This window comes from Pseudomonas sp. FG35, assembly GCF_057809295.1.
This window is the reverse complement of the sequence record NZ_JBMDJR010000009.1, coordinates 138,443-161,136: the sequence shown is the minus strand read 5'-3', so window position 1 is coordinate 161,136 and position 22,694 is coordinate 138,443. Positions and strand designations below refer to the sequence as shown.

The window sequence follows — 22,694 nt, the reverse complement described above, 5'->3', positions numbered from 1 at the left end:
AAAAAGATCGCAGCCTGCGACAGTGCCTTTCCTGAAGGCGCTGTCGCAGGCTGCGATCTTTCGTTTTAGAGGCGCACGCTGGCGAAGGTCGACTCGTTGCGTGCCTGGCTCAGCGCCGACATCGGCCCGGACAGCGGCGACATCACGATGGCCTGCGGCAGCGGCATCATCGCCACCTGCTGGGTGGTGTTGGAGCCGACGCGCTCGTCACGCGGCGGAATGCCGAAGTATTCGCGGTAGCACTTGGAGAAGTGCGGTGTCGACACGAAGCCGCAGACCGACGCCACTTCGATGATCGACATCGGCGTCTGCTTGAGCAGTTGCCGCGCACGGATCAGGCGCAGCTTGAGGTAGTAGCGCGACGGCGAGCAGTGCAGGTATTTCTGGAACAGGCGCTCGAGCTGGCGACGGGACACGGCGACGTACACCGCCAGTTCGTCGAGGTCGATCGGCTCTTCCAGGTTGGCTTCCATCAGCGCAACGATTTCCTGCAGTTTCGGCTGGTTGGTGCCGAGCATGTGCTTGAGCGGGACACGCTGGTGATCCTGCTCGTTGCGGATGCGTTCGTAGACGAACATTTCCGAGATCGCGGCGGACAGTTCACGGCCGTGATCGCGGCTGATCAGGTGCAGCATCATGTCCAGCGGCGCGGTGCCGCCGGAGCTGGTGAAACGGTTACGGTCGAGGGTAAACAGGCGGGTGCTCATCGCAACACGCGGGAAAGCTTCCTGCATCGCCGCCAGACATTCCCAGTGCACGCTGCAATCGAAGCCGTCGAGCAGGCCGGCGCAGGCCAGGGCCCAACTGCCGGTGCACACGGCACCGAGGCGGCGTGACTGACGCGCCTGGCTTTGCAGCCACGAGACGTGTTCACGGGTAACAGTGCGCTGAATGCCGATCCCGCCGCACACGATGACGGTGTCGAGGGCCGGGGCTTTGTGCATGGAGGCGTCGGGGGTGATCTGCAGACCGTCACTGGCCCAGACCTGGCCGCCATCAACGGTGAGGGTGGTCCAGCGATACAGCTCGCGACCGGACAACTGGTTGGCCATGCGCAGGGGTTCGACTGCGGAAGCCAGGGAAATCAGCGTGAAATTGTCCAGCAGCAGAAAGCCGATGGATTGAGGCGCACGGTTCTGGGGTTGAGCCCCGGAGTTGAACGACGTCATCGCGGTATCTCCTCACACAAAGCGGGTGATGGCCTCAGGCGGAGGCTCTTGTTATTGCCATCGTTCTCTTGCGTGAGACGGGCTTTGTTATGACAGAGCAATTGCCATGCCTAAAATTGAATGGCTGTTCAATAACTCCTGAAAACGACGTCGCGACGCGTCTATACAAGCGCTCCGCCGGAGGGTAATTCGAAGTGCCATCAGCGGCCGCGAAAGCCCTGCCCCGGAGCGTGTGAGCAAATCGGTAGCACTTGTGGGAACTGGCCTGTGCGCGATTGTCCTACAGTGTCACCGCAGGCACGGGTGACGGACGGTAGCGCCTGCGAATCAGGCGCTGGAGGTGGGAAAGGCTCTTATCTGATAACGACGCGCCAAAAGGTGGCGCGTTTTATTGCCCATGCTCACTTGGTGCGCAGTTTTGACTGGTCCGACGTTATCTGAGGAATCAGCATTCCACCGCGCTGACCGCCAACCCGCCCCGCGATGTCTCTTTATATTTGTCATGCATGTCGGCGCCGGTATCGCGCATGGTGCGGATCACCCGATCCAGCGAAATAAAGTGCTGACCGTCCCCGCGCAAGGCCATCTGCGCCGCGTTGATCGCCTTCACCGCCGCAATCGCATTGCGCTCGATGCACGGCACTTGCACCAGACCACCCACCGGATCGCAGGTCAGGCCGAGGTTGTGTTCCAGGCCGATTTCCGCCGCGTTGCACAATTGCTCCGGGCTTGCGCCGAGGATTTCCGCCAACCCTGCCGCCGCCATCGCACAGGCCGAACCGACCTCACCCTGACAGCCGACTTCGGCGCCGGAGATCGAAGCGTTCTTCTTGCACAGAATCCCCACCGCCGCCGCCCCGAGGAAATAGTCGACCACGTTGGCGTCAGTCACCGCCTCGCTGAATTTCATGAAGTAGTGCAGCACCGCCGGAATGATCCCCGCCGCGCCGTTGGTGGGCGCCGTGACCATGCGTCCGCCGGCGGCGTTTTCCTCGTTCACCGCGAGGGCGAACAGGTTGACCCACTCCATCGCGCTGAGGGTCGAGCCGATCACGTTGGGCTTGTTCAACTCCTGAAGGCTGCGGTGCAACTTCGCCGCGCGGCGGCGCACGTTGAGACCGCCGGGCAGGATGCCTTCGTGCTTGAGGCCCTGCTCGACGCAATCCTGCATCGCCCGCCAGAGCTTCATCAGGCCGGCGCGGATTTCCTCTTCGCTGCGCCAGACCTTTTCGTTGGCCATCATCAATTCGGCCACGCGCAGGTTGTGGGTCTTGCACAGCTCCAGCAACTCCACCGCGCTGGAAAAATCGTAAGGCAACTCGGTGCGATCCAGATCCACCACACCACTGGAAGCCTGCGCCTCGTCCACCACAAAACCGCCGCCGACCGAATAGTAGGTGTCGCGATGCAGCTCGCCGTGATCGCCTTCGGCAACCAGGGTCATGGCGTTAGGGTGAAACGGCAGGTTTTCGTCGATCAGGCGCATGTCGCGGCCCCATATAAAGGGCACCGACAAACGACCGTCGAGCAACAGCGTGTGGGTTTCGCGCAGGGCCTGGATCCGCGGGCCGATCTGCGACGGGTCGATCGCGTCCGGCCACTCGCCCATCAGGCCCATGATCACCGCGTTGTCGCTGCCGTGACCGACACCGGTGGCCGACAGCGAGCCGAACAGCTGCACCTCGATGCGACGCACCTGCTCCAGTAGATGTTTGTCGCGCAACGACTCGACGAACAGGGCGGCGGCGCGCATGGGCCCGACGGTGTGGGAACTGGACGGGCCAATGCCGATTTTGAACAGGTCGAAAACGCTGATAGCCATTGCTGCAGAGCTCCTGAGAGTGCCGGTCCGGGGCGTGAAGCGCCCGCTGGCGGAGCTGCTACGCTCAAGCTGCGATCCGCCGGAATGCCCGCATCATCGGGCTTTTCCCGGGTCGTTCGGCGTCTGACACCGACGCACTCATGCCCACCAACGCCGTGCCGGTTTCAGCCCGTGTTTTCGCCGTTTTTATGCGGTTCAGATGGCCAGACAGGGCAGAAAAAAGCTGTAAACGACGTCACTGACACTGGATGCGACCATCCCTGTACTGGATACGACGCACCCTGTAGGCGTCAGATTTTCACTGGTACATGATCGTATCGACTCGATTGCAAGGCGCTGCGGTAGAGCTGTCTCCAGAACGCCATCCAACCGCAACCCATAAGTGCGGTGGTCCAATCGGAACACTGCCAAAAAAAACACCAAGGAGTCCATTCATGAAAGGTTCCCCGTCGTTGTTGTTGGCCGCCATGCTGAGTCTGCCGTTACTGGCTCAAGCCGCAGAACCGGCGCAGTGCAGTACCGTGAACTTCTCCGATGTCGGCTGGACCGACATCACCGCAACCACCGCCACCACCAGCGTTGTGCTCAACGCCCTCGGCTACAAGACCAAGACCACCATGATTTCCGTACCCGTGACCTACAAGTCGCTGGCCGACGGCAAGAACATGGACGTGTTCCTTGGCAACTGGATGCCGACCATGGAAAACGACATCAAGGCCTACCGCGACGCCGGCACCGTGGAAACCGTGCGCACCAACCTCAAGGGCGCCAAGTACACCCTCGCCGTTCCGCAGGCCTTGTATGACAAGGGTCTGCACGACTTCGCCGACATCGCCAAATTCAAGAAAGAACTCGACGGCAAGATCTACGGGATCGAACCGGGCAACGACGGTAACCGCCTGATCCAGAGCATGATCGACAAGAACGCCTTTGGCCTGAAAGACGCCGGTTTCAAGGTCGTCGAGTCCAGCGAAGCGGGCATGCTGTCACAGGTCGACCGCGCGCAGAAACGCGACACCGCCGTGGTGTTCCTCGGCTGGGCGCCGCACCCGATGAACAAGCGCTTCAAGATTCAGTACCTGACCGGCGGCGATGACTTCTTCGGCCCGGATTTCGGCGCCGCCACCGTGGCGACCAACACCCGCAAGGGCTACGCCGAGGAATGCAGCAACGTTGGCCAGCTGCTGAAAAACCTGGAGTTCACCGTCGACATGGAAAGCGAACTGATGGGCAACATCCTGGACGACAAGATGAAGCCTGACGCGGCCGCCAAGGCCTGGCTGAAAAAGAATCCACAGGTGCTCGATACCTGGCTCGCTGGCGTGACCACCATTGACGGTAAACCTGGCCTGGAGGCCGTGAAAGCCAAGATTGCCCAGTAATCGCTTATGCCGGGCGGGCTAGTCCCGTCCGGGCTGTTTATTTCCTTGCATGCGGACGTTCACTACCATGCTGATTGATCAGAAAATCCCTTTAGGCCAGTACATCGCGGGCTTCGTTGAATGGTTGACGCAACACGGCGCCAACACCTTCGACGCAATCGCCGTGACACTGGAAACGATGATCCACGGCGTGACGTTTGCGCTGACCTGGTTCAACCCGCTGGTGCTGATCGGCCTCATCGCCCTGCTGGCCCACTTCATTCAACGCAAATGGGGCCTGACCGCGTTCGTGGTCGCTTCCTTCCTGCTGATCCTCAACCTGGGGTACTGGCAGGAAACCATGGAAACCCTCGCCCAGGTCATGTTCGCGACCCTGGTCTGCGTGGTCATCGGCGTGCCGCTGGGCATCGTCGCCGCGCACAAACCGATGTTCTACACTTTGATGAGGCCGGTACTCGATCTGATGCAGACCGTACCGACCTTCGTTTACCTCATTCCTACCCTGACCCTCTTCGGGCTGGGCGTGGTGCCGGGCCTGATCTCGACGGTGGTGTTCGCCATCGCCGCGCCGATCCGCCTGACCTACCTGGGCATCCGCGATGTCCCGCAAGAACTGATGGACGCCGGCAAGGCCTTCGGCTGCTCGCGTCGCCAACTGCTTTCACGGATCGAACTGCCTCACGCCATGCCGAGCATCGCGGCCGGCATCACCCAGTGCATCATGCTGTCGCTGTCGATGGTGGTGATCGCGGCACTGGTGGGCGCCGACGGACTCGGCAAACCGGTGGTCAACGCACTGAACACTGCTGATATCGCCCTGGGCTTCGAAGCGGGCCTGGCGATCGTACTGCTGGCGATCATGCTCGACCGTATCTGCAAACAACCCGACGCCAAAGCAGGGGGTGACGCATGAGCATAATTCGCTTCGATAACGTTGACGTGATCTTCACCAAGGATCCGCGCGAAGCACTGAAACTTCTCGATCAAGGCCTGACCCGCAGTGAAATCCTGAAAAAGACCGGGCAGATCGTCGGCGTTGAAAAGGCCAGCCTGGACATCAACAAAGGCGAGATCTGCGTGCTGATGGGCCTCTCCGGCTCCGGCAAGTCGAGCCTGCTGCGCTGCATCAACGGCCTCAACACCGTGAGCCGCGGCAAGCTGTTCGTCGAACATGAAGGCAAGCAGATCGACATCGCCTCCTGCTCCCCGGCCGAGCTGAAAATGATGCGCACCAAACGCATCGCCATGGTGTTCCAGAAGTTCGCCCTGATGCCCTGGCTGACGGTGCGCGAGAACATCAGTTTCGGTCTGGAAATGCAGGGTCGTCCGGAGAAGGAACGGCGCAAACTGGTCGATGACAAACTCGAACTGGTGGGCCTGACCCAATGGCGCAACAAGAAGCCCGACGAGCTGTCCGGCGGCATGCAGCAGCGTGTCGGCCTGGCCCGCGCGCTGGCGATGGACGCCGACATTCTGCTGATGGACGAACCGTTCTCGGCCCTCGACCCGCTGATCCGTCAGGGCCTGCAGGATGAACTGCTGGAACTGCAACGCAAGCTGAGCAAGACCATCGTGTTCGTGAGCCACGACCTCGACGAGGCGCTGAAACTCGGCAGCCGCATCGCGATCATGAAAGACGGCCGGATCATCCAGTACAGCGTGCCGGAAGAGATCGTGCTCAATCCTGCGGACGATTACGTGCGCACCTTCGTCGCCCACACCAACCCGCTGAACGTGCTGTGCGGTCGCAGCCTGATGCGCACCCTGGACAACTGCAAACGCATCAACGGTTCGGTATGTCTGGATCCGGGCGGCGATTCGTGGCTGGACCTGGCCGAAGGCAACACCATCAAGGGTGCGCGGCAGAACGGTTCGGTGCTGAACCTGCAGAACTGGGCACCGGGGCAAGCCGTGGAAGGGCTGGAGCGCAAACCGACGCTGGTGGACTCGAACATCGGCATGCGCGACGCGTTGCAGATCCGATACCAGACCGGCAACAAACTGGTGCTGCACGACAACAACCATGTGGTGGGGATTCTCGGGGACAGCGAGCTGTATCACGCGTTGCTCGGCAAGAACCTGGGGTAAAGAGAGCAGACACAAAAACGCCGCGAGAGGATCGCGGCGTTTTTGTTTTCATCATTCCCACGCATCGCGTGGGATTGATCACTTCACAACTCAGCTATAGACCCGGCCAAGGAGCTGCCGATGGCTTTCAAACTGATCGAGCACATCGCGTGTGATCTGATCCTGTGTGAAGCCCATCAGGTCGTAGTCCTGGCTGCCGTTGTGCAGGTACACCTCGGCGCGATAGAAACGCTGGCGCGCTTCATCGGACTGAACCGACTCGCTCGGGGTCGCCAGGTAGCCGTCCAGGCTCACTTCGTAGACAAAAGGGTTGCCCTCTTCCATCTCGACCCGCACGCCCATGCAGCGCTTGGATTTGCCCAGCAGCGTCTGCACTTCCAGACCCTGTGCACGCATTTGCGCAGCGGCATCTTCCAGTGCCGGGCTGACGTGTTTGTCCATGAAGCGCTGAACCACCGACTGGCTCGGTTGCAGATCCAGCTGGGTCAGGCGCTCGCTGAAACCACGACGACCGCGTTCAGCCAGTTGCGCCTGCTCCTGTTCGATCTGCATGTCCTGGCGCATCGCCTTGTGCAGGCCGAACATGAAGCACACCAGCACCACCGAGAACGGCAGACCGGCCAGCACCACCATGGTCTGCATGGCTTCGAAGTTACCGGCGAACAGCAGGCCGATGGTCACCAGAGTGATCACGACCGACCAGAAGATCCGCAGCCAGTGCGGGGCGTCTTCGTCGACGTTGCCGCCCTTGCAGGACAGGTTCGCCATCATCACCGCGCCGGAGTCGGCCGGGGTCAGGAACAGCACGAAACCAACGAAGATCGAAACACCGATCACGACTTTCGACGCCGGGTAGTGTTCCAGCAACTGATAGATCGCCATCGACGGCTGTTCCAGCGCCGTCTTGCCGAGTTCCACCGCGCCCTGGTTCATCACCAGATCCAGCGCCGAGTTACCGAAGATCGACAGCCACGCCAGGGTGAAACCCAGCGGAATCAGCAGCACGCCAGCCACCAGTTCACGCACGGTACGACCACGGGAAATCCGCGCGATGAACATGCCGACGAATGGGGCCCAAGAAATCCACCAGGCCCAGTAGAACAGCGTCCACAGGCCCAGCCAGCGGTCGGACTTCTCGCTGTCGCCTTCATAGACGTACAGGTCGAAAGTCTTCAGCACCACGCCGTTGAGGTAGTCGCCGATGTTCTGCACGAAGCCGTTGAGCAAATGCAGGGTCGGGCCGAACAGCAGGACGAAAATCAGCAGGCCGCTGAACAGGATGATGTTGAGGTTGGACAGACGACGGATACCGTTTTCCACGCCGGACACGGCAGCGATGGTCGCCACGGTGCTCATCACGATGATCACGATCAGCAGGTTGGTGTTGCTGTGTTCCATGCCGAACAGGTTTTCCAGGCCCGAGGACACTTGCAGCGAGCCGATCCCCAGGTTGGTCACCAGACCCAGCAGGGTCACGAACATGCCGAAGCCGTCCACCGCATGACCGGCAGCGCCCTTGACCCAACGCTCGCCCACCAGCGGGTACAGCGCCGAACGCAGGGCCAGCGGCTGGTTATGACGGTAAGCGAAATAGGCCACGGCCAGACCGACCAGTGCGTAGATCGCCCAGCCGTGCAGGCCCCAGTGCAGGAAAGTCAGCTGAACAGCCTGACGTGCCGCCATGTTGGTGGCCGACGCGCCTTCCGGCGGATTGAAGTAGTGATCCAGTGGCTCGGAGGCGCCAAAGTACAGCAGCGAAATACCGATACCCGACGAGAACAGCATCCCGGCCCAGGCGCCGTAGCTGAAATCCGGGGTGTCGTCCTTGCTACCCAGTTTGAGTTTGCCGTACGAGGAAAACGCCAAGCCCACCACAAACACCAGGTAAGCGGCGATCACCACCATGTAGTACCAGCCGAAGCTGCGGGACAACCAGGCCTGAGCCACTCCCAGCATTCTGCCGGCCTCTTGCGGGGCGATGATCAGAATGGCGGTCAACAACAGAATCAGCGCGGTAGAGGTGTAGAACACCCAACCGTTGACCGTCACCTTCTCGGGCGGGGTCTTTATTAGCGAGGCAGAACTCATGGCACAAATGCTCCAGGCAGTGCGAGAGAAGAACACAAGGCAACACGGAACCCGACCAATCGGTTAGTTGGCAGCCGACCGGCGGGTGATATAAAGACACCCCGAAAAAAGCCCGAACCTGCAGAGTTGGCACCGCGAATCGCCGTCGTGGCCGAGGCTTGGACGTTCATCCGAAACCTGGCCTTGAGCGTCTTGCCCATTCAACACGTCCATCGAACGTCGAACCGCGCCTTGCCCCGCGCAGGTTTCGAGCATTTTCGGATGTCGGTTTTATCGCCACTTACACGTAGGAAAAATCTGTAGGCAGCGACGATTTGTCGCAGATCTTATTCTTTGTTGATTGAACGTTCAATCAAAACAAAATAGACTGGCCCTCAATCCGATCGGCGTTTGTCGTCCGTCGGAAGGCCTAAGGAGATGTGCAAGATGCCCAAGGTCGGTATGCAACCCATCCGCCGCCAACAACTGATCGAAGCCACTTTGCAGGCGGTTGATCAGGTCGGAATGGGGGACGCCAGCATTGCGCTGATCGCCCGTTTGGCCGGTGTCTCGAATGGCATCATCAGTCACTATTTTCAGGACAAGAACGGCCTGATTGCCGCCACGATGCGGTATCTGATGAGCGTCCTCAGCGAGAACGTCACCGCGCGCCGTCAGGCGCTGGCAGACAGCAGCCCCCGGGCGCATCTGCAGGTGATCATCGAAGGCAACTTCGACGCCAGCCAGGTCAATGGCCCGGCAATGAAAACCTGGCTGGCCTTCTGGGCCACCAGCATGCACCAGCCGTCTTTGCACAGGTTGCAGCGGATCAACGATCACCGTCTGTATTCCAACCTGTGCTGCGAGTTCCGCCGTGTGTTGCCGCTCGAAGATGCGCGCACCGCCGCCCGTGGACTGGCAGCTCTGATCGACGGCTTGTGGTTACGCGGCGCGCTGTCGGGAGACGCTTTCGACACTGCGCAGGCGCAACAGATCGCTTACGAATACATGGATTTCCAATTGGCCAAGCAGGTGAGCTAGAGCACAGAAAAAACGCTCGGCCCCTGAACTGTCACCGACCAGCGATGCCACAGCTACATGGCTCACCCGGTGACCAACGCCAACCACTAATGCACTTGCGAGGACACTATGGCCCGTTTCGAACTGCAAAAACTCTACATCGATGGCGCGTACTCCGACGCCGGCAGCGATGCCACCTTCGAAGCCATCAACCCGGCTAACGGTGAAGTCCTCGCACACGTGCAACGTGCGACCAAGGAAGACGTCGAGCGTGCTGTGGTCAGCGCCGAAAAGGGCCAGAAAATCTGGGCCGCGATGACCGCCATGGAGCGTTCGCGCATCCTGCGTCGCGCCGTCGACATCCTGCGCGAGCGCAACGATGAACTGGCTGCCCTGGAAACCCTGGACACCGGTAAAGCCTTCTCCGAAACCAAGTACGTCGACATCGTCACCGGCGCCGACGTGCTGGAATACTACGCAGGCCTGGTACCCGCCATCGAAGGCGAGCAGATCCCGCTGCGTGACACTTCCTTCGTTTACACCCGTCGCGAGCCGCTGGGCGTTGTCGCTGGTATCGGCGCGTGGAACTACCCGATCCAGATCGCCCTGTGGAAATCCGCGCCAGCCCTGGCGGCCGGTAACGCGATGATCTTCAAGCCAAGCGAAGTCACCTCGCTGACCACCCTGAAACTGGCCGAGATCTACACCGAAGCCGGCGTTCCGAACGGCGTGTTCAACGTACTGACCGGCAGCGGCCGTGAAGTCGGCACCTGGCTGACCGAGCACCCGCGCATCGAGAAGATCTCTTTCACCGGCGGCACCGACACCGGCAAGAAGGTCATGGCCAGCGCTTCGGCTTCGTCGCTCAAAGACGTGACCATGGAACTGGGCGGCAAGTCCCCGCTGATCATCTGCGACGACGCCGATCTGGATCGCGCCGCCGACACCGCCATGATGGCCAACTTCTACAGCTCCGGTCAGGTCTGCACCAACGGCACTCGCGTGTTCGTGCCGAGCCACCTGAAAGCCGCTTTCGAAGCCAAGATCGTCGAGCGCGTTGCGCGCATCCGTGTTGGCAATCCGGAAGACGAGAACACCAACTTCGGCCCGCTGGTCAGCTTCCCGCACATGGAAAGCGTGCTGGGCTACATCGCCAAGGGTAAAGAAGAAGGCGCCCGCGTTCTGTGCGGTGGCGAGCGTCTGACCGACGGCGAATTCGCCAAAGGCGCGTTCGTGGCTCCAACCGTGTTCACCGACTGCACCGACGACATGACTATCGTCCGTGAAGAAATCTTCGGCCCGGTGATGGCGATCCTGAGCTACGAAACCGAAGAAGAAGTGATCCGCCGCGCCAACGACACCGACTTCGGCCTGGCCGCCGGTATCGTCACCCGCGACCTGAACCGCGCCCACCGCGTGATTCATCAACTGGAAGCCGGTATCTGCTGGATCAACGCCTGGGGCGAGTCCGACGCAAAAATGCCGGTTGGCGGTTACAAGCAGTCGGGCGTTGGCCGTGAGAACGGCATCAGCTCGCTGAACAACTTCACTCGCATCAAATCGGTACAGGTCGAGCTGGGCGATTACGTCTCGGTGTTCTAAGACCCGCCATTGTGTGCTGCCCGCGAAGCCGCCTTCGCGGGCAAGCCCGTTCCCACCAGGGAAGCGCTGGCTGTCTGACCTGACCAACTTCAAAGAGGGTGCATTCAATGTCCCAAGAATTCGATTACATCATCGTCGGTGCCGGCTCTGCCGGTAACACCCTGGCGACCCGTCTGACTGAAGACGAAGGCGTCACCGTCCTGCTGCTTGAAGCCGGCGGCCCGGACTATCGTTTCGACTTCCGTACGCAAATGCCGGCCGCTCTGGCATTCCCGCTGCAAGGTCGTCGCTACAACTGGGCGTACGAAACCGATCCGGAGCCACACATGGACGGTCGCCGGATGGAATGCGGTCGCGGCAAGGGCCTCGGCGGTTCCTCGCTGATCAACGGCATGTGCTACATCCGCGGCAACGCAATGGACTACGACGGCTGGGCCAAACTGCCAGGCCTGGAAGACTGGTCCTACCTCGACTGCCTGCCGTATTTCCGAAAAGCGGAAACCCGCGACATCGGCCCGAACGACTACCACGGTGGCGACGGCCCGGTCAGCGTGACCACGCCGAAAGCGGGCAACAACCCGCTGTTCCACGCCATGGTTGAAGCTGGCGTGCAGGCCGGTTACCCGCGCACCGAAGACTTGAACGGCTATCAGCAGGAAGGCTTTGGCCCGATGGACCGCACCGTGACGCCGAATGGCCGTCGTGCTTCCACCGCCCGTGGTTACCTGGACGTGGCCAAGAAGCGTTCGACCCTGACCATCGTTACTCACGCCCTGACCGACAAGGTTCTGTTCGAAGGCAAGCGTGCCGTTGGAGTGCGTTACCTGGTCGGCGCCGCTGAAGAGCGCGTCGAAGCCCGCGCCCGCAAAGAAGTCATCGTCTGCTCCGGCGCGATCGCTTCGCCGCAACTGCTGCAACGCTCCGGCGTCGGCCCGGCAAAACTGCTGGAAAGCCTCGACATCCCGGTCGTTCACGATCTGCCGGGCGTCGGCGAAAACCTGCAGGATCACCTTGAGCTGTACCTGCAATACGCTTGCACCCAACCGGTCTCGCTGTACCCGTCGCTGCTCTGGTACAACCAGCCAGCCATCGGTGCCGAGTGGCTGTTCAACGGCACCGGCATTGGCGCCAGCAACCAGTTCGAAGCCGGCGGTTTCATCCGTACCCGTCCGGAATTCGAGTGGCCGAACATCCAGTATCACTTCCTGCCGGTGGCGATTAACTACAACGGCAGCAACGGTGTGAAAGAGCACGGTTTCCAGGCGCACATGGGTTCCATGCGTTCGCCAAGCCGCGGTCGCGTCCAGGTCAAATCCAAGGATCCGCGCCAGCACCCGAGCATCCTGTTCAACTACATGGCCACCGAGCAGGACTGGCAGGAATTTCGCGACGGCATCCGCCTGACCCGTGAAATCATGCAACAGCCTGCACTGGACGCCTTCCGTGGCCGCGAAATCAGCCCGGGCATCGAGGTGCAAACCGATGAGCAGCTGGACAAGTTCATTCGCGAGCACGCCGAAACCGCGTTCCACCCGTCCTGCTCGTGCAAGATGGGCACCGACGACATGGCCGTAGTGGATGGCGAAGGCCGCGTGCATGGCATGCAGGGTCTGCGTGTGGTCGATGCGTCGATCATGCCGATCATCACCACCGGCAACCTGAACGCGCCGACGATCATGATGGCCGAGAAAATCGCCGACAAGATCCGTGGCCGTCAGCCGCTGCCGCGCAGCAAGGCGCCGTACTACGTCGCTGGCGATGCGCCAGTGAAAGGCAAGGCGATGCGTGATGTGAGCGCTGTTGCTCAGTAAGTTGTAATACCGGGCGGTGATCGTTCCCATGCAATGTGGGAACGATCAGCCTACTCAAAGCAGTAAATCCCCCTACACCCCCTCTTCACTTGATCCTACCCCCTCGCAGGCCTACTCTAGTCCTCGCCCAATCGTTTCACCCCCTCCCCGCCGAATTCGCTTCGCCGCTGCTCCCATGACAAGGAGGTTCCCCTGATGTTCGATTTCCACCCCCAGCTCAAGCAGCGCTTTGCTGCCTTGCGCACGGGCGCCGAGTTTTTTTCCCTGCGGTATGTACGCGAGTCCGGCCAGTACCTGTCGGTGCGCAAGAACGTCGCCGAGCCGCCGAGCCTGAGCCGCGACGAAGGCGCGATGCTCACCGTGCGCGTCAACGGCGTCGAAGCCTACGCCGCGACCAATGACCTGTCGCAACAAGGCCTGCAAGCCGCCCTCGAGCGCGCCGAACAGCAGGCCCGGCGGATCAAGCCCCACGCCCTGCTCGATCTGAGCCAGCAGCCGGTGTCCAGCGACCGCGCCGACTACTTTTCACCCAATCTCGAACAACCCTTTCCGTCCCTGAGCGAATGCTTCGAGCTGCTCGGCGCGGAATCCGCCTCGGTGCCAAAGGATGAGCGCCTGGTGAATTGGGAAGTGAGCATCGGCATCACCTACGTCGAACAGATCTACCTGAGCAGCGCCGGCGCTGAATTGCGCCAGGCCCAGCGCTTCGTCTATCCGGGCCTGGACGTCACCGCCTACGACGGCAACGACAGCCAGACCCGCAGCCTCGGCCGCGAGAACTTCGGTCAGCAGGGCGGCGCCGACGTGATCAGCCGTTGCGGCCTGATCGGTGCCGGCCCACAAGTCGCCGATCAGGCGCTGCAACTGCTGCTCGCGCCGAACACCCCGCAAGGCCCGCGCGATTTGCTGCTGATGCCCGACCAGATGATGCTGCAGATCCACGAATCCATCGGCCACCCGCTGGAACTCGACCGGATTCTCGGCGACGAGCGCAATTACGCCGGCACCAGTTTCGTCAAAGCCTCGGATTTCGGCAGCCTGCAATACGGCTCGAAACTGCTCAACGTGACGTTCGATCCGGGCATTCCCGAAGAACTGGCGAGTTACGGTCACGATGACGACGGTTCCAAGACCAGCAAGCAGTTTTTGATTCACGAAGGCCTGCTGGTCCGTCCGTTGGGCGGCGCACTGTCGCAGTTCCGCGCGGGTCTGGACGGCGTCGCCAACAGCCGCGCCTGTGGCTGGAACCGCCCACCGATCGATCGCATGGCCAACCTTAACATCGAGCCGGGCGACCAGCCGCTTGATCAGCTGATCGGCGGCATCGAAAACGGCATCCTGATGAGCACCAACCGTTCGTGGTCGATCGACGATGCGCGCAACAAATTCCAGTTCGGCTGCGAATGGGGCCAGTTGATCGAGAACGGCGAACTCAAGGGCGTGGTGAAAAACCCGAACTACCGGGGCATTTCCGCGCACTTCTGGAAGAGCCTGCGCGCCGTCGGCAACGCCGGCACCACCCAGGTGCTGGGCACGCCGAACTGCGGCAAGGGCGAACCGAACCAGGTGATCCGCGTCGGCCATGCGTCGCCGGCCTGCGTGTTCAGCAATGTTGATGTGTTTGGGGGAGACGCCTGATGAGTATTTCCAAGAACCCGTCCGAGGCGTTCAAGGTGCTGGTCAACTGGCTGCGCGATGCCGTGCGCGAGCCGGAACAGTTCACCCTGAGTTACGACGCCGAATCGTCGGCCTTCGTCCGTTTCAACCACGCCAAGGTGCGTCAGGCCGGGCAAGTTCAGCAAGCCGGTATCGGTCTGAAACTGATCGACGACGGTCGCCATGCCGACCTGCACATCACCCTGTCCGGCGAGCAGGCCACCGACCTGCAACGTCTTGCCGAAGGCTTGCAACAACTGCGCGAAACCCTGCCGCTGCTGCCGCAGGATCCGTACCTGTTGCTCAACCACAACGGCTGGCAGAGCAAGAACGTGCAGGAACATCCGCTGCCGGACACCGAGCAGGTGGTGGCGGAAATCGCTAATGCTGCCGAAGGCCTGGATCTGGTCGGCTTCTATGCCGCCGGGCCGATCAGCCGTGGTTTTGCCAGCTCTTCCGGCGCGTTCGGCTGGCATCAGGCCAACAGCTTCAACTTCGATTTCAGCCTGTTCCACGAGAACGGCGAAGCGGTGAAAGCCAGCTACGCCGGGCATGACTGGAACAGCGAAGACTTCGCCAGACGCATCCAGCAGGCCCGCGAGCAACTCGAATTTCTGGGGCGGCCGCTGCGCACCCTGCCGCCCGGCCAATACCGCGCCTACCTGGCGCCGGCAGCCCTGGAAGAAATCATGGGCATGCTGTGCTGGGGTGGTTTCTCGGCGCAGTCGATTGCCAGCAAGAGCAGCCCGTTGCAGAAGCTGTATGCCGGCGATCAGGCGTTCAGCCCGCTGGTGTCCCTCGACGAGAAAGTCAGCGAATCGCTGAGCCCGGCGTTCTCCGGCGAAGGTTACCCGCGCAGCGATCTGCGGCTGATCATCGAAGGCAAAGCAGGTGACCAGTTGGTGGGTTCGCGCAGTGCCGCCGAGTACGGTCTGACGGCCAACGGTGCCGGCGGTGGCGAATCGCCGAGCGCGCTGAACATGGGCGCAGGTGACCTACCCCAGGCCGAGATCCTCAAGCAGTTGGGCACCGGGCTGTATATCAGCAACCTGTGGTACCTGAACTTCTCCGATCAACCGGCGGCGCGCCTGACCGGGATGACCCGGTTTGCCACCTTCTGGGTCGAGAACGGCGAGATTCAGGCGCCGGTCAGCACCATGCGTTTCGACGACAGCGCCTACAGCCTGCTGGGTTCGCAGCTGGAAGCGTTGACCGCCGAGCGCGAGCTGCTGCTGTCGGCGAGCACCTATAGCCAGCGCAATACCTCGTCGGCGTTGTTGCCGGGGGCGCTGGTGAGCCGATTGACCCTGACCCTGTAAATCCCGGACCTGATCGTTCCCACGCTCTGCGTGGGAATGCATCCCGTGACGCTCCGCGTCACTTTACAGCGGACGCAGAGCGTCCATGGCGGCATTCCCACGCGGAGCGTGGGAACGATCATCCAACAACCAACAAGAGGTTCCATGCCCAACCGCCCGCCTCTCGACGCCATCACCGCCCGCTGGTTGCCATGGGTCGTCGCCATCGCTTTCTTCATGCAGTCCCTCGACGGGACCATCCTCAACACCGCCCTGCCAGCCATGGCCAGGGATCTGGCCGAAGACCCGCTGCGCATGCAGGGCGTGATCATCGCCTACATGCTCACCGTGGCCCTGCTGATTCCCGCCTCGGGCTGGATCGCCGACCGCTTCGGCACCAAGAAAATCTTCTTCGGCGCGATCCTGCTGTTCAGCCTCGGCTCGCTGCTGTGTGCCTTGTCGAGCAGCCTGAGCATGCTGATCGGCGCGCGAGTGATCCAGGGCCTCGGCGGTGCGCTGATGCTGCCGGTCGGACGCCTGGTGGTGCTGCGCGCCTACCCGCGTTCGGAACTGGTGCGGATCATGGGCTTCATCACCATTCCCGGCCTGCTCGGCCCGCTGATCGGTCCGACCATGGGCGGCTGGATGGTCGAATACCTGACGTGGCACTGGATCTTCCTGATCAACCTGCCGGTCGGCGTCATCGGCTGCTACGCGGTGTGGAAATTCATCCCCGACCTGCGCGGTACCGAGCGCACGCGTTTCGATAGCCTCGGTTTCCTGCTGTTCGGCGCGGCGATGGTGCTGATCACCATCGCCATGGAAGGCCTCGGCGAACTGCACCTGCCGCACCTGCGGGTGATGCTGTTGCTGTTCGGCGGCATGGCATGTCTGGCGGCGTACTGGCTGCGCGCCGGGCACATTGAAAACCCGCTGTTCGCGCCGTCGCTGTTCAAGACCCGCACCTTCGCGGTCGGCATCCTCGGCAACCTGTTCGCCCGACTGGGCAGCGGCGCCCTGCCGTTTCTGGTGCCGTTGCTGCTGCAAGTGGCGCTGGGTTATTCGCCGTCCCAGGCCGGGATGAGCATGCTGCCGCTGGCGGCGGCCGCGATGGTTGCCAAGTGGGGCGCGCGGCCACTGATCGAGCGCTTGGGCTATCGCATCGTGCTGACCGGCAATACCCTGCTTCTGGGAATCATGCTGGCGAGCATGGGGCTGGTCAGCGAGCAGACGCCGTACTGGCTGCTGCTGTGCCTGCTGGCGGTTCTCGGGGCGATCAACTCGCTGCAATTCACCGCGATGAACACCGTGACCCTGATCGACCTCGACGACGCCAGCGCCAGCAGCGGCAACAGCCTGCTGTCGGTGGTGGCGCAGTTGTCGCTGAGCCTCGGCGTGGCGTGCGCCGGTGCGCTGCTTGGCGGCTTTACGGCGGAAGTCGGCAACGACGGCGTTGAGACCGTGTTGGGCGCATTTCAGCTCACGTTCGTGACCGTGGGGATCATGGCGATGCTGGCGGCGACGATTTTCTCGCAGCTATCGAAAGAGGACGGACGGCGCGCCAAACGCCGGGAAGAACATATCGAGCATTGACCGGGGTCTGCGTGGCGAGGGAACCGGCCCTCGTCACAGGCTTTGCGTTCGTCCAGAACTTTCGAGGAAAGTGGCCAGAGGCTGCTACACTGCGCGACATTTTGTTTTGCAGGCCAGTCCCGTGACCACCATCGCCACCGCTTTTAATACTTTGCCGCTGTCCGCCGCCATGCTGGCTAACCTCGACTCCCTCGGTTATGCCCAGATGACGCCGATCCAGGCGCAGAGCTTGCCGGTGATCCTCAAGGGGATGGACCTGATCGCCCAGGCCAAGACCGGCAGCGGCAAGACTGCCGCGTTCGGTATCGGCCTGCTGAACCCGATCAATCCGCGCTACTTCGGTTGCCAGGCGCTGGTAATTTGCCCGACTCGCGAACTGGCTGACCAGGTCGCCAAGGAAATCCGCCGTCTGGCCCGTGCCGAAGACAACATCAAGGTCCTGACCCTGTGCGGCGGCGTGTCCTTCGGCCCGCAGATCGGCTCGCTGGAGCACGGCGCGCACATCATCGTCGGCACCCCGGGCCGCATCCAGCAGCACCTGCGCAAGGGTTCGCTGGTCCTCGACGGCCTCAACACGCTGATCCTCGACGAAGCCGACCGCATGCTCGACATGGGTTTCTACGACGCCATCGAAGACATCATCGAGCAGACCCCGGCCCGTCGTCAGACCCTGCTGTTCTCGGCCACCTACCCGGTGGGCATCAAGCAACTGGCGTCGAAGTTCATGCGCGATCCGCAAACGGTCAAGGCCGAAGCGTTCCACGACGATACCCAGATCGAGCAGCGCTTCTACGAGATTTCTCCGGAAGAGCGCATGAGTGCGGTGACCAAGGTTCTGCACCACTTCCGTCCGGCCTCCACCGTGGCGTTCTGCTTCACCAAGCAGCAAGTGCAGGAAACTGTCGATCACCTGACCTCCAAAGGCATTTCCGCCGTCGGCCTGCACGGCGATCTGGAGCAGCGTGACCGCGATCAGGTGTTGGCGATGTTCGCCAACCGCAGTACTTCGGTACTGGTTGCCACCGACGTTGCCGCCCGTGGTCTGGACATTGATGCACTGGACATGGTGATCAACGTCGAACTGGCCCGCGACTCGGAAATCCACATTCACCGTGTTGGCCGTACCGGTCGTGCCGGCGAGAAAGGCATCGCGGTCAGCCTGGTGGCGCCGTCCGAAGCGCACCGCGCGCAAGCCATCGAACAACTGCAGAAGACCCCGCTGAACTGGGATCAGGTGGACAACCTCAAGTCCCAGGGCGGTGCCCCGCTGCAACCGCCGATGAGCACGCTGTGCATCGCTGGCGGCCGGAAAGACAAGGTACGTCCGGGCGACATTCTTGGCGCACTGACCGGTGAGGCCGGCATTCCGGGCGCCCAGGTCGGCAAGATCGCGATCTTTGACTTCCAGTCCTATGTGGCCGTCGAGCGCACCGTGGTCATGCAGGCGCTGCAGCGTTTGAACAACGGCAAGATCAAGGGTCGTTCGCTGCGCGTCCGGGTTTTGTAAGCGATCTTCCATCCAAGGAAGATCCCCTGTGGGAGCGAGCCTGCTCGCGATGGCGGACTGTCAGTCAACAACTATGTTGCATGTGCCGACCTCATCGCGAGCAGGCTCGCTCCCACATTGGTTTCCGGTGAATTTGAATTTAGTGTGAGGACACTGTTTTGCGCTCTACCGAAGTCGTGATCATTGGCGCTGGCGCCGCAGGGTTGATGTGTGCACTGACCGCCGCCGGGCGCGGGCGTCAGGTGATGCTGCTCGACCACGCGAACAAGGCCGGCAAGAAAATCCTGATGTCCGGCGGTGGACGCTGCAACTTCACCAACATGTACACCGAACCGAGCAATTTCCTCTCGCAGAACGCGCACTTCTGCAAATCCGCGCTGGCCCGCTACACCCAGTGGGATTTCATCGGCATGGTCGCCAAGCATGGCGTGCCGTATCACGAGAAAAAGCTCGGTCAGCTGTTCTGCGATAACAAATCCAGCGACATCCTCGGCATGCTGCTGGACGAGTGCGATCAGGTCGGCGTCAACCTGCACCTCGACACCTCGATCCAGACCATCGAGAAAGTCGAGGGCGGTTACCTGCTCGACACCACCCTCGGCCAGATCCAGTGCCAGTCGCTGGTGATCGCCACGGGTGGCCTGTCGATCCCGACGTTGGGCGCCACCGGTTTCGGTTATCAGGTCGCCAAACAGTTCGGCCATGAACTGCTGCCGACCCGCGCCGGGCTGGTGCCGTTCACCATCACCGATCAGCTCAAGGAGTTGTGCACCGAACTGTCCGGCACCTCGGTGGATTGCCTGGTCAGCTGCAACGACCAGAGCTTTCGCGAGAACATCCTGTTCACTCACCGTGGCCTCAGCGGTCCGGCGGTTCTGCAGATTTCCTCGTTCTGGGAGCCGGGCGACACGGTGGAGATCAATCTGCTGCCCGATCACGACGCCGCAAGCTGGCTGCAACAGCAAACCGCCGAGCGCCCGAACAGCGAACTGAAAACCCTGCTCGGCGAAATCTTCACCAAGAAAATGGCCAACCTGCTGGCGGACAACTGGTTCGTCTCCAAACCGATGAAGCAGTACACCCATGCCGAACTGGCGGACATCGCCGAGAAGCTGGGCAGCTGGAAAGTCGTGCCGGCCGGCACCGAGGGCTACCGCACCGCCGAGGTAACGCTGGGTGGGGTCGACACCCGCGAAGTGTCGTCCAAGACCATGGAATCGCTGAAAAGCCCGGGCCTGTACTTCGTTGGTGAAGTGCTGGATGTCACCGGGCATTTGGGCGGATTCAACTTCCAGTGGGCGTGGGCCTCTGGCTACGCCGCCGCGCAGTACGTCTGATAAACACAAATCAAACTGTGGGCGAGACTGCTCCCACATTTGTTATCGGTGAAGCTGTAGGGAACACTTTTTGCTGTCAGATGTGATCGGCGCCATTGCGTCGGCGTCATTACTGGCTCAATTTAGCGGCATCGCCTCGGAAGGCCTTCGCACTTCATGTCCTCGACCTCGTTTCGTCAGTCTTTGCGGCGCCTGTGGGCGCTGGATAAATTCAGCTACAGCGTGCGGGTGTTCATCGCCCTGACCGGCAGCATGGCGCTGTGCTGGTATCAGGATGAGATGGGGCTGCTGATCCCGCTGTTCCTCGGGATTATCGCCAGCGCCCTGGCCGAGACCGACGACAGTTGGCAGGGCCGCCTCAACGCACTGGCGGTGACGCTGGTGTGTTTCAGTGTCGCGGCGCTGTCCGTGGAATTGCTGTTCCCCTACCCCATCGTGTTCGTCATCGCTTTGGCACTGGCCAGTTTCGGCCTGACCATGCTCGGTGCGCTCGGCGAGCGTTATGGTGCGATTGCTTCGGCGACCCTGATTCTTTCCGTCTACACCATGATCGGCGTGGATCAGCGCGGCGGCGCGGTCACGGATTTCTGGCATGAGCCTATGCTGCTGGTGGCCGGCGCCGCATGGTACGGCCTGCTGTCGGTGCTGTGGCAGGCGATGTTTTCCAATCAGCCGGTGCAGCAGAGTCTGGCGAGGCTGTTCCGCGAACTGGGCTATTACCTGAAGCTGAAATCCTCGCTGTTCGAGCCGATCCGGCAGATGGACGTCGAAGCACGGCGACTGGAGCTGGCCCAGCAAAACGGCCGGGTCGTCGCAGCCCTGAACAGCGCCAAGGAAATCATCCTGCACCGGGTCGGCAACGGTCGCCCCGGCTCGAAAGTCAGCCGTTACTTGAAGCTGTACTTCCTCGCCCAGGACATTCACGAACGCGCCAGTTCTTCGCACTACCCGTACAACGCCCTGGCCGATGCGTTCTTCCACAGCGACGTGCTGTTCCGCTGCCAGCGCCTGCTGCGCCAGCAAGGCAAGGCCTGTCGGGCGCTGGCCGAATCGATCCAGATGCGTCAGCCATTCATCTACGACGCGAGTTTCGCCGAAGCCCTGAGCGACCTGCACGCCTCCCTCGAACACCTGCGCATCCAAAGCAACCCGGCCTGGCGCGGACTGCTGCGTTCACTGCGGGCACTGGCGGCCAACCTCGGCACCCTCGACCGTTTGCTCAGCGATGCGAGCAACCCCGATGCCCTGGCCGATGCCACCGACAGCAGCCTGCTCGACCGCTCGCCGCGCAACTTCAAGGACGTGTGGATTCGCCTGCGCACCCAGCTGACGCCGACCTCGTTGCTGTTCCGCCACGCCCTGCGCTTGCCGCTGGCGTTGAGCATCGGCTACGGCATGGTGCATTTGATTCACCCGTCGCAGGGTTACTGGATCATCCTCACCACGCTGTTCGTCTGCCAGCCGAACTACGGCGCCACTCGCCGCAAACTCGGCCAGCGTATCTTCGGCACCGCCATCGGTCTGACGATTGCCTGGGCGCTGTTCGATCTGTTCCCGAATCCGCTGGTGCAGTCGTGCTTCACCATCGCCGCCGGCGTGGTGTTCTTTACCAACCGCACCACCCGCTACACTGTGGCCACCGCCGCGATCACGATCATGGTGCTGTTCTGCTTCAACCAGGTCGGTGACGGCTACGGGCTGTTTGTGCCGCGGTTGTTCGATACCTTGCTCGGCAGCCTGATCGCCGGGCTGGCGGTGTTCCTGTTCCTGCCGGACTGGCAGGGTCGGCGTCTGAATAAGGTGCTGGCCAACACCCTCACCTGCAACAGCATTTACCTGCGCCAGATCATGCAGCAATACGCCGCCGGCAAGAGCGACGACCTTGCCTATCGCCTGGCCCGGCGCAACGCACACAACGCCGACGCGGCACTGTCGACCACGCTGGCGAACATGCTGATGGAGCCGGGGCATTTCCGGAAGGAAGCCGACGTCGGTTTCCGCTTCCTGGTGCTGTCGCACACCTTGCTCAGCTATCTGTCAGGCCTCGGCGCGCACCGGGAAACCCAACTGCCGGCGGAAGTGCGCGAACATCTGATCGACGGCGCCGGGGTGAGTCTGGCGGCGAGCATCGATGAAATCGCCCAGGGTCTGGCGAGCAAACAGCCGATTGCGATTCAAAGTGATGAGGAAGAAGCGCTGGCCAATGAGCTTGAGCAGATGCCGGACGAAATCGACGAAGGCCAGCGGCTGGTGCAGACGCAACTGGCGTTGATCTGCCGCCAGCTCGGCCCGTTGCGCACGCTGGCGGCGCACCTGATCAAAGACACAGCCGAAGATTGAGC

General features: G+C 61.8%; 15 protein-coding genes. 12 read left to right on the top strand and 3 right to left on the bottom strand.

The window, feature by feature from the left end; all coding sequences use genetic code 11:
• Positions 1 to 65: 65 nt before the first annotated feature.
• Complete coding sequence (gene gbdR / locus ACODTD_RS19035) at positions 66 to 1,169, bottom strand: choline metabolism transcriptional regulator GbdR (protein WP_011336300.1); 1,104 nt, start codon at positions 1,167 to 1,169, stop codon at positions 66 to 68.
• Between the two features lie 445 nt (positions 1,170 to 1,614).
• A complete protein-coding gene (locus tag ACODTD_RS19030; protein WP_007959754.1) occupies positions 1,615 to 2,991 on the bottom strand; it encodes an L-serine ammonia-lyase in 1,377 nt (458 codons plus the stop codon).
• Positions 2,992 to 3,425: 434 nt separating this feature from the next.
• Between ACODTD_RS19030 and ACODTD_RS19025 the strand changes: the two genes are divergently transcribed.
• From ACODTD_RS19025 to choV, 3 genes are all read left to right on the top strand, one after another.
• Complete coding sequence (locus tag ACODTD_RS19025) at positions 3,426 to 4,373, top strand: choline ABC transporter substrate-binding protein (protein WP_011336302.1); 948 nt, start codon at positions 3,426 to 3,428, stop codon at positions 4,371 to 4,373.
• Between the two features lie 67 nt (positions 4,374 to 4,440).
• Positions 4,441 to 5,286: a choline ABC transporter permease subunit gene (gene choW / locus ACODTD_RS19020; RefSeq protein WP_039767993.1), complete on the top strand. Its 846-nt coding sequence runs from the start codon at positions 4,441 to 4,443 to the stop codon at positions 5,284 to 5,286.
• Positions 5,283 to 6,461: a choline ABC transporter ATP-binding protein gene (gene choV, locus ACODTD_RS19015; protein ID WP_011336304.1), complete on the top strand. Its 1,179-nt coding sequence runs from the start codon at positions 5,283 to 5,285 to the stop codon at positions 6,459 to 6,461. The genes choW and choV overlap by 4 nt, the downstream gene beginning before the upstream one ends.
• Before the next feature lie 90 nt (positions 6,462 to 6,551).
• Here choV and ACODTD_RS19010 read toward each other — a convergent pair whose 3' ends face one another.
• Positions 6,552 to 8,492, bottom strand: a complete 1,941-nt coding sequence (locus ACODTD_RS19010) for a BCCT family transporter (protein WP_223290698.1) — start codon at positions 8,490 to 8,492, stop codon at positions 6,552 to 6,554.
• 483 nt (positions 8,493 to 8,975) lie between these two features.
• On the opposite strand from ACODTD_RS19010, the gene betI reads away from it, so the two are divergent.
• The 9 genes from betI to yccS all read left to right on the top strand — a co-directional run bounded on the left by betI (position 8,976) and on the right by yccS (position 22,692).
• Entirely contained in the window at positions 8,976 to 9,569 is a 594-nt protein-coding gene (betI, locus tag ACODTD_RS19005; RefSeq protein WP_011336305.1) for a transcriptional regulator BetI, read from the top strand.
• A gap of 108 nt (positions 9,570 to 9,677) precedes the next feature.
• Positions 9,678 to 11,150: a betaine-aldehyde dehydrogenase gene (gene betB, locus ACODTD_RS19000; RefSeq protein WP_011336306.1), complete on the top strand. Its 1,473-nt coding sequence runs from the start codon at positions 9,678 to 9,680 to the stop codon at positions 11,148 to 11,150.
• Between the two features lie 107 nt (positions 11,151 to 11,257).
• Entirely contained in the window at positions 11,258 to 12,961 is a 1,704-nt protein-coding gene (betA, locus tag ACODTD_RS18995) for a choline dehydrogenase (protein ID WP_011336307.1), read from the top strand.
• 195 nt (positions 12,962 to 13,156) lie between these two features.
• Positions 13,157 to 14,599 (top strand): TldD/PmbA family protein, encoded by a 1,443-nt coding sequence (locus ACODTD_RS18990; RefSeq protein ID WP_285354364.1) that lies wholly within the window; start codon positions 13,157 to 13,159, stop codon positions 14,597 to 14,599.
• The gene (locus ACODTD_RS18985; protein ID WP_489105094.1) at positions 14,599 to 15,936 is read left to right on the top strand and encodes a TldD/PmbA family protein; all 1,338 of its coding nucleotides are present in this window, start codon (positions 14,599 to 14,601) and stop codon (positions 15,934 to 15,936) included. Before ACODTD_RS18990 ends, ACODTD_RS18985 begins: the two co-directional genes overlap by 1 nt.
• Positions 15,937 to 16,080: 144 nt before the next feature.
• On the top strand, positions 16,081 to 17,508 hold the full coding sequence (gene mdtD, locus ACODTD_RS18980) for a multidrug transporter subunit MdtD (protein ID WP_011336310.1): 1,428 nt from the start codon (positions 16,081 to 16,083) through the stop codon (positions 17,506 to 17,508).
• Between the two features lie 121 nt (positions 17,509 to 17,629).
• A complete protein-coding gene (gene dbpA / locus ACODTD_RS18975; RefSeq protein WP_007959732.1) occupies positions 17,630 to 19,015 on the top strand; it encodes an ATP-dependent RNA helicase DbpA in 1,386 nt (461 codons plus the stop codon).
• Positions 19,016 to 19,173: 158 nt separating this feature from the next.
• The gene (locus ACODTD_RS18970; protein ID WP_011336312.1) at positions 19,174 to 20,352 is read left to right on the top strand and encodes a BaiN/RdsA family NAD(P)/FAD-dependent oxidoreductase; all 1,179 of its coding nucleotides are present in this window, start codon (positions 19,174 to 19,176) and stop codon (positions 20,350 to 20,352) included.
• Positions 20,353 to 20,508: 156 nt separating this feature from the next.
• The gene (yccS, locus tag ACODTD_RS18965) at positions 20,509 to 22,692 is read left to right on the top strand and encodes a YccS family putative transporter (protein WP_201816560.1); all 2,184 of its coding nucleotides are present in this window, start codon (positions 20,509 to 20,511) and stop codon (positions 22,690 to 22,692) included.
• Positions 22,693 to 22,694: the final 2 nt, after the last annotated feature.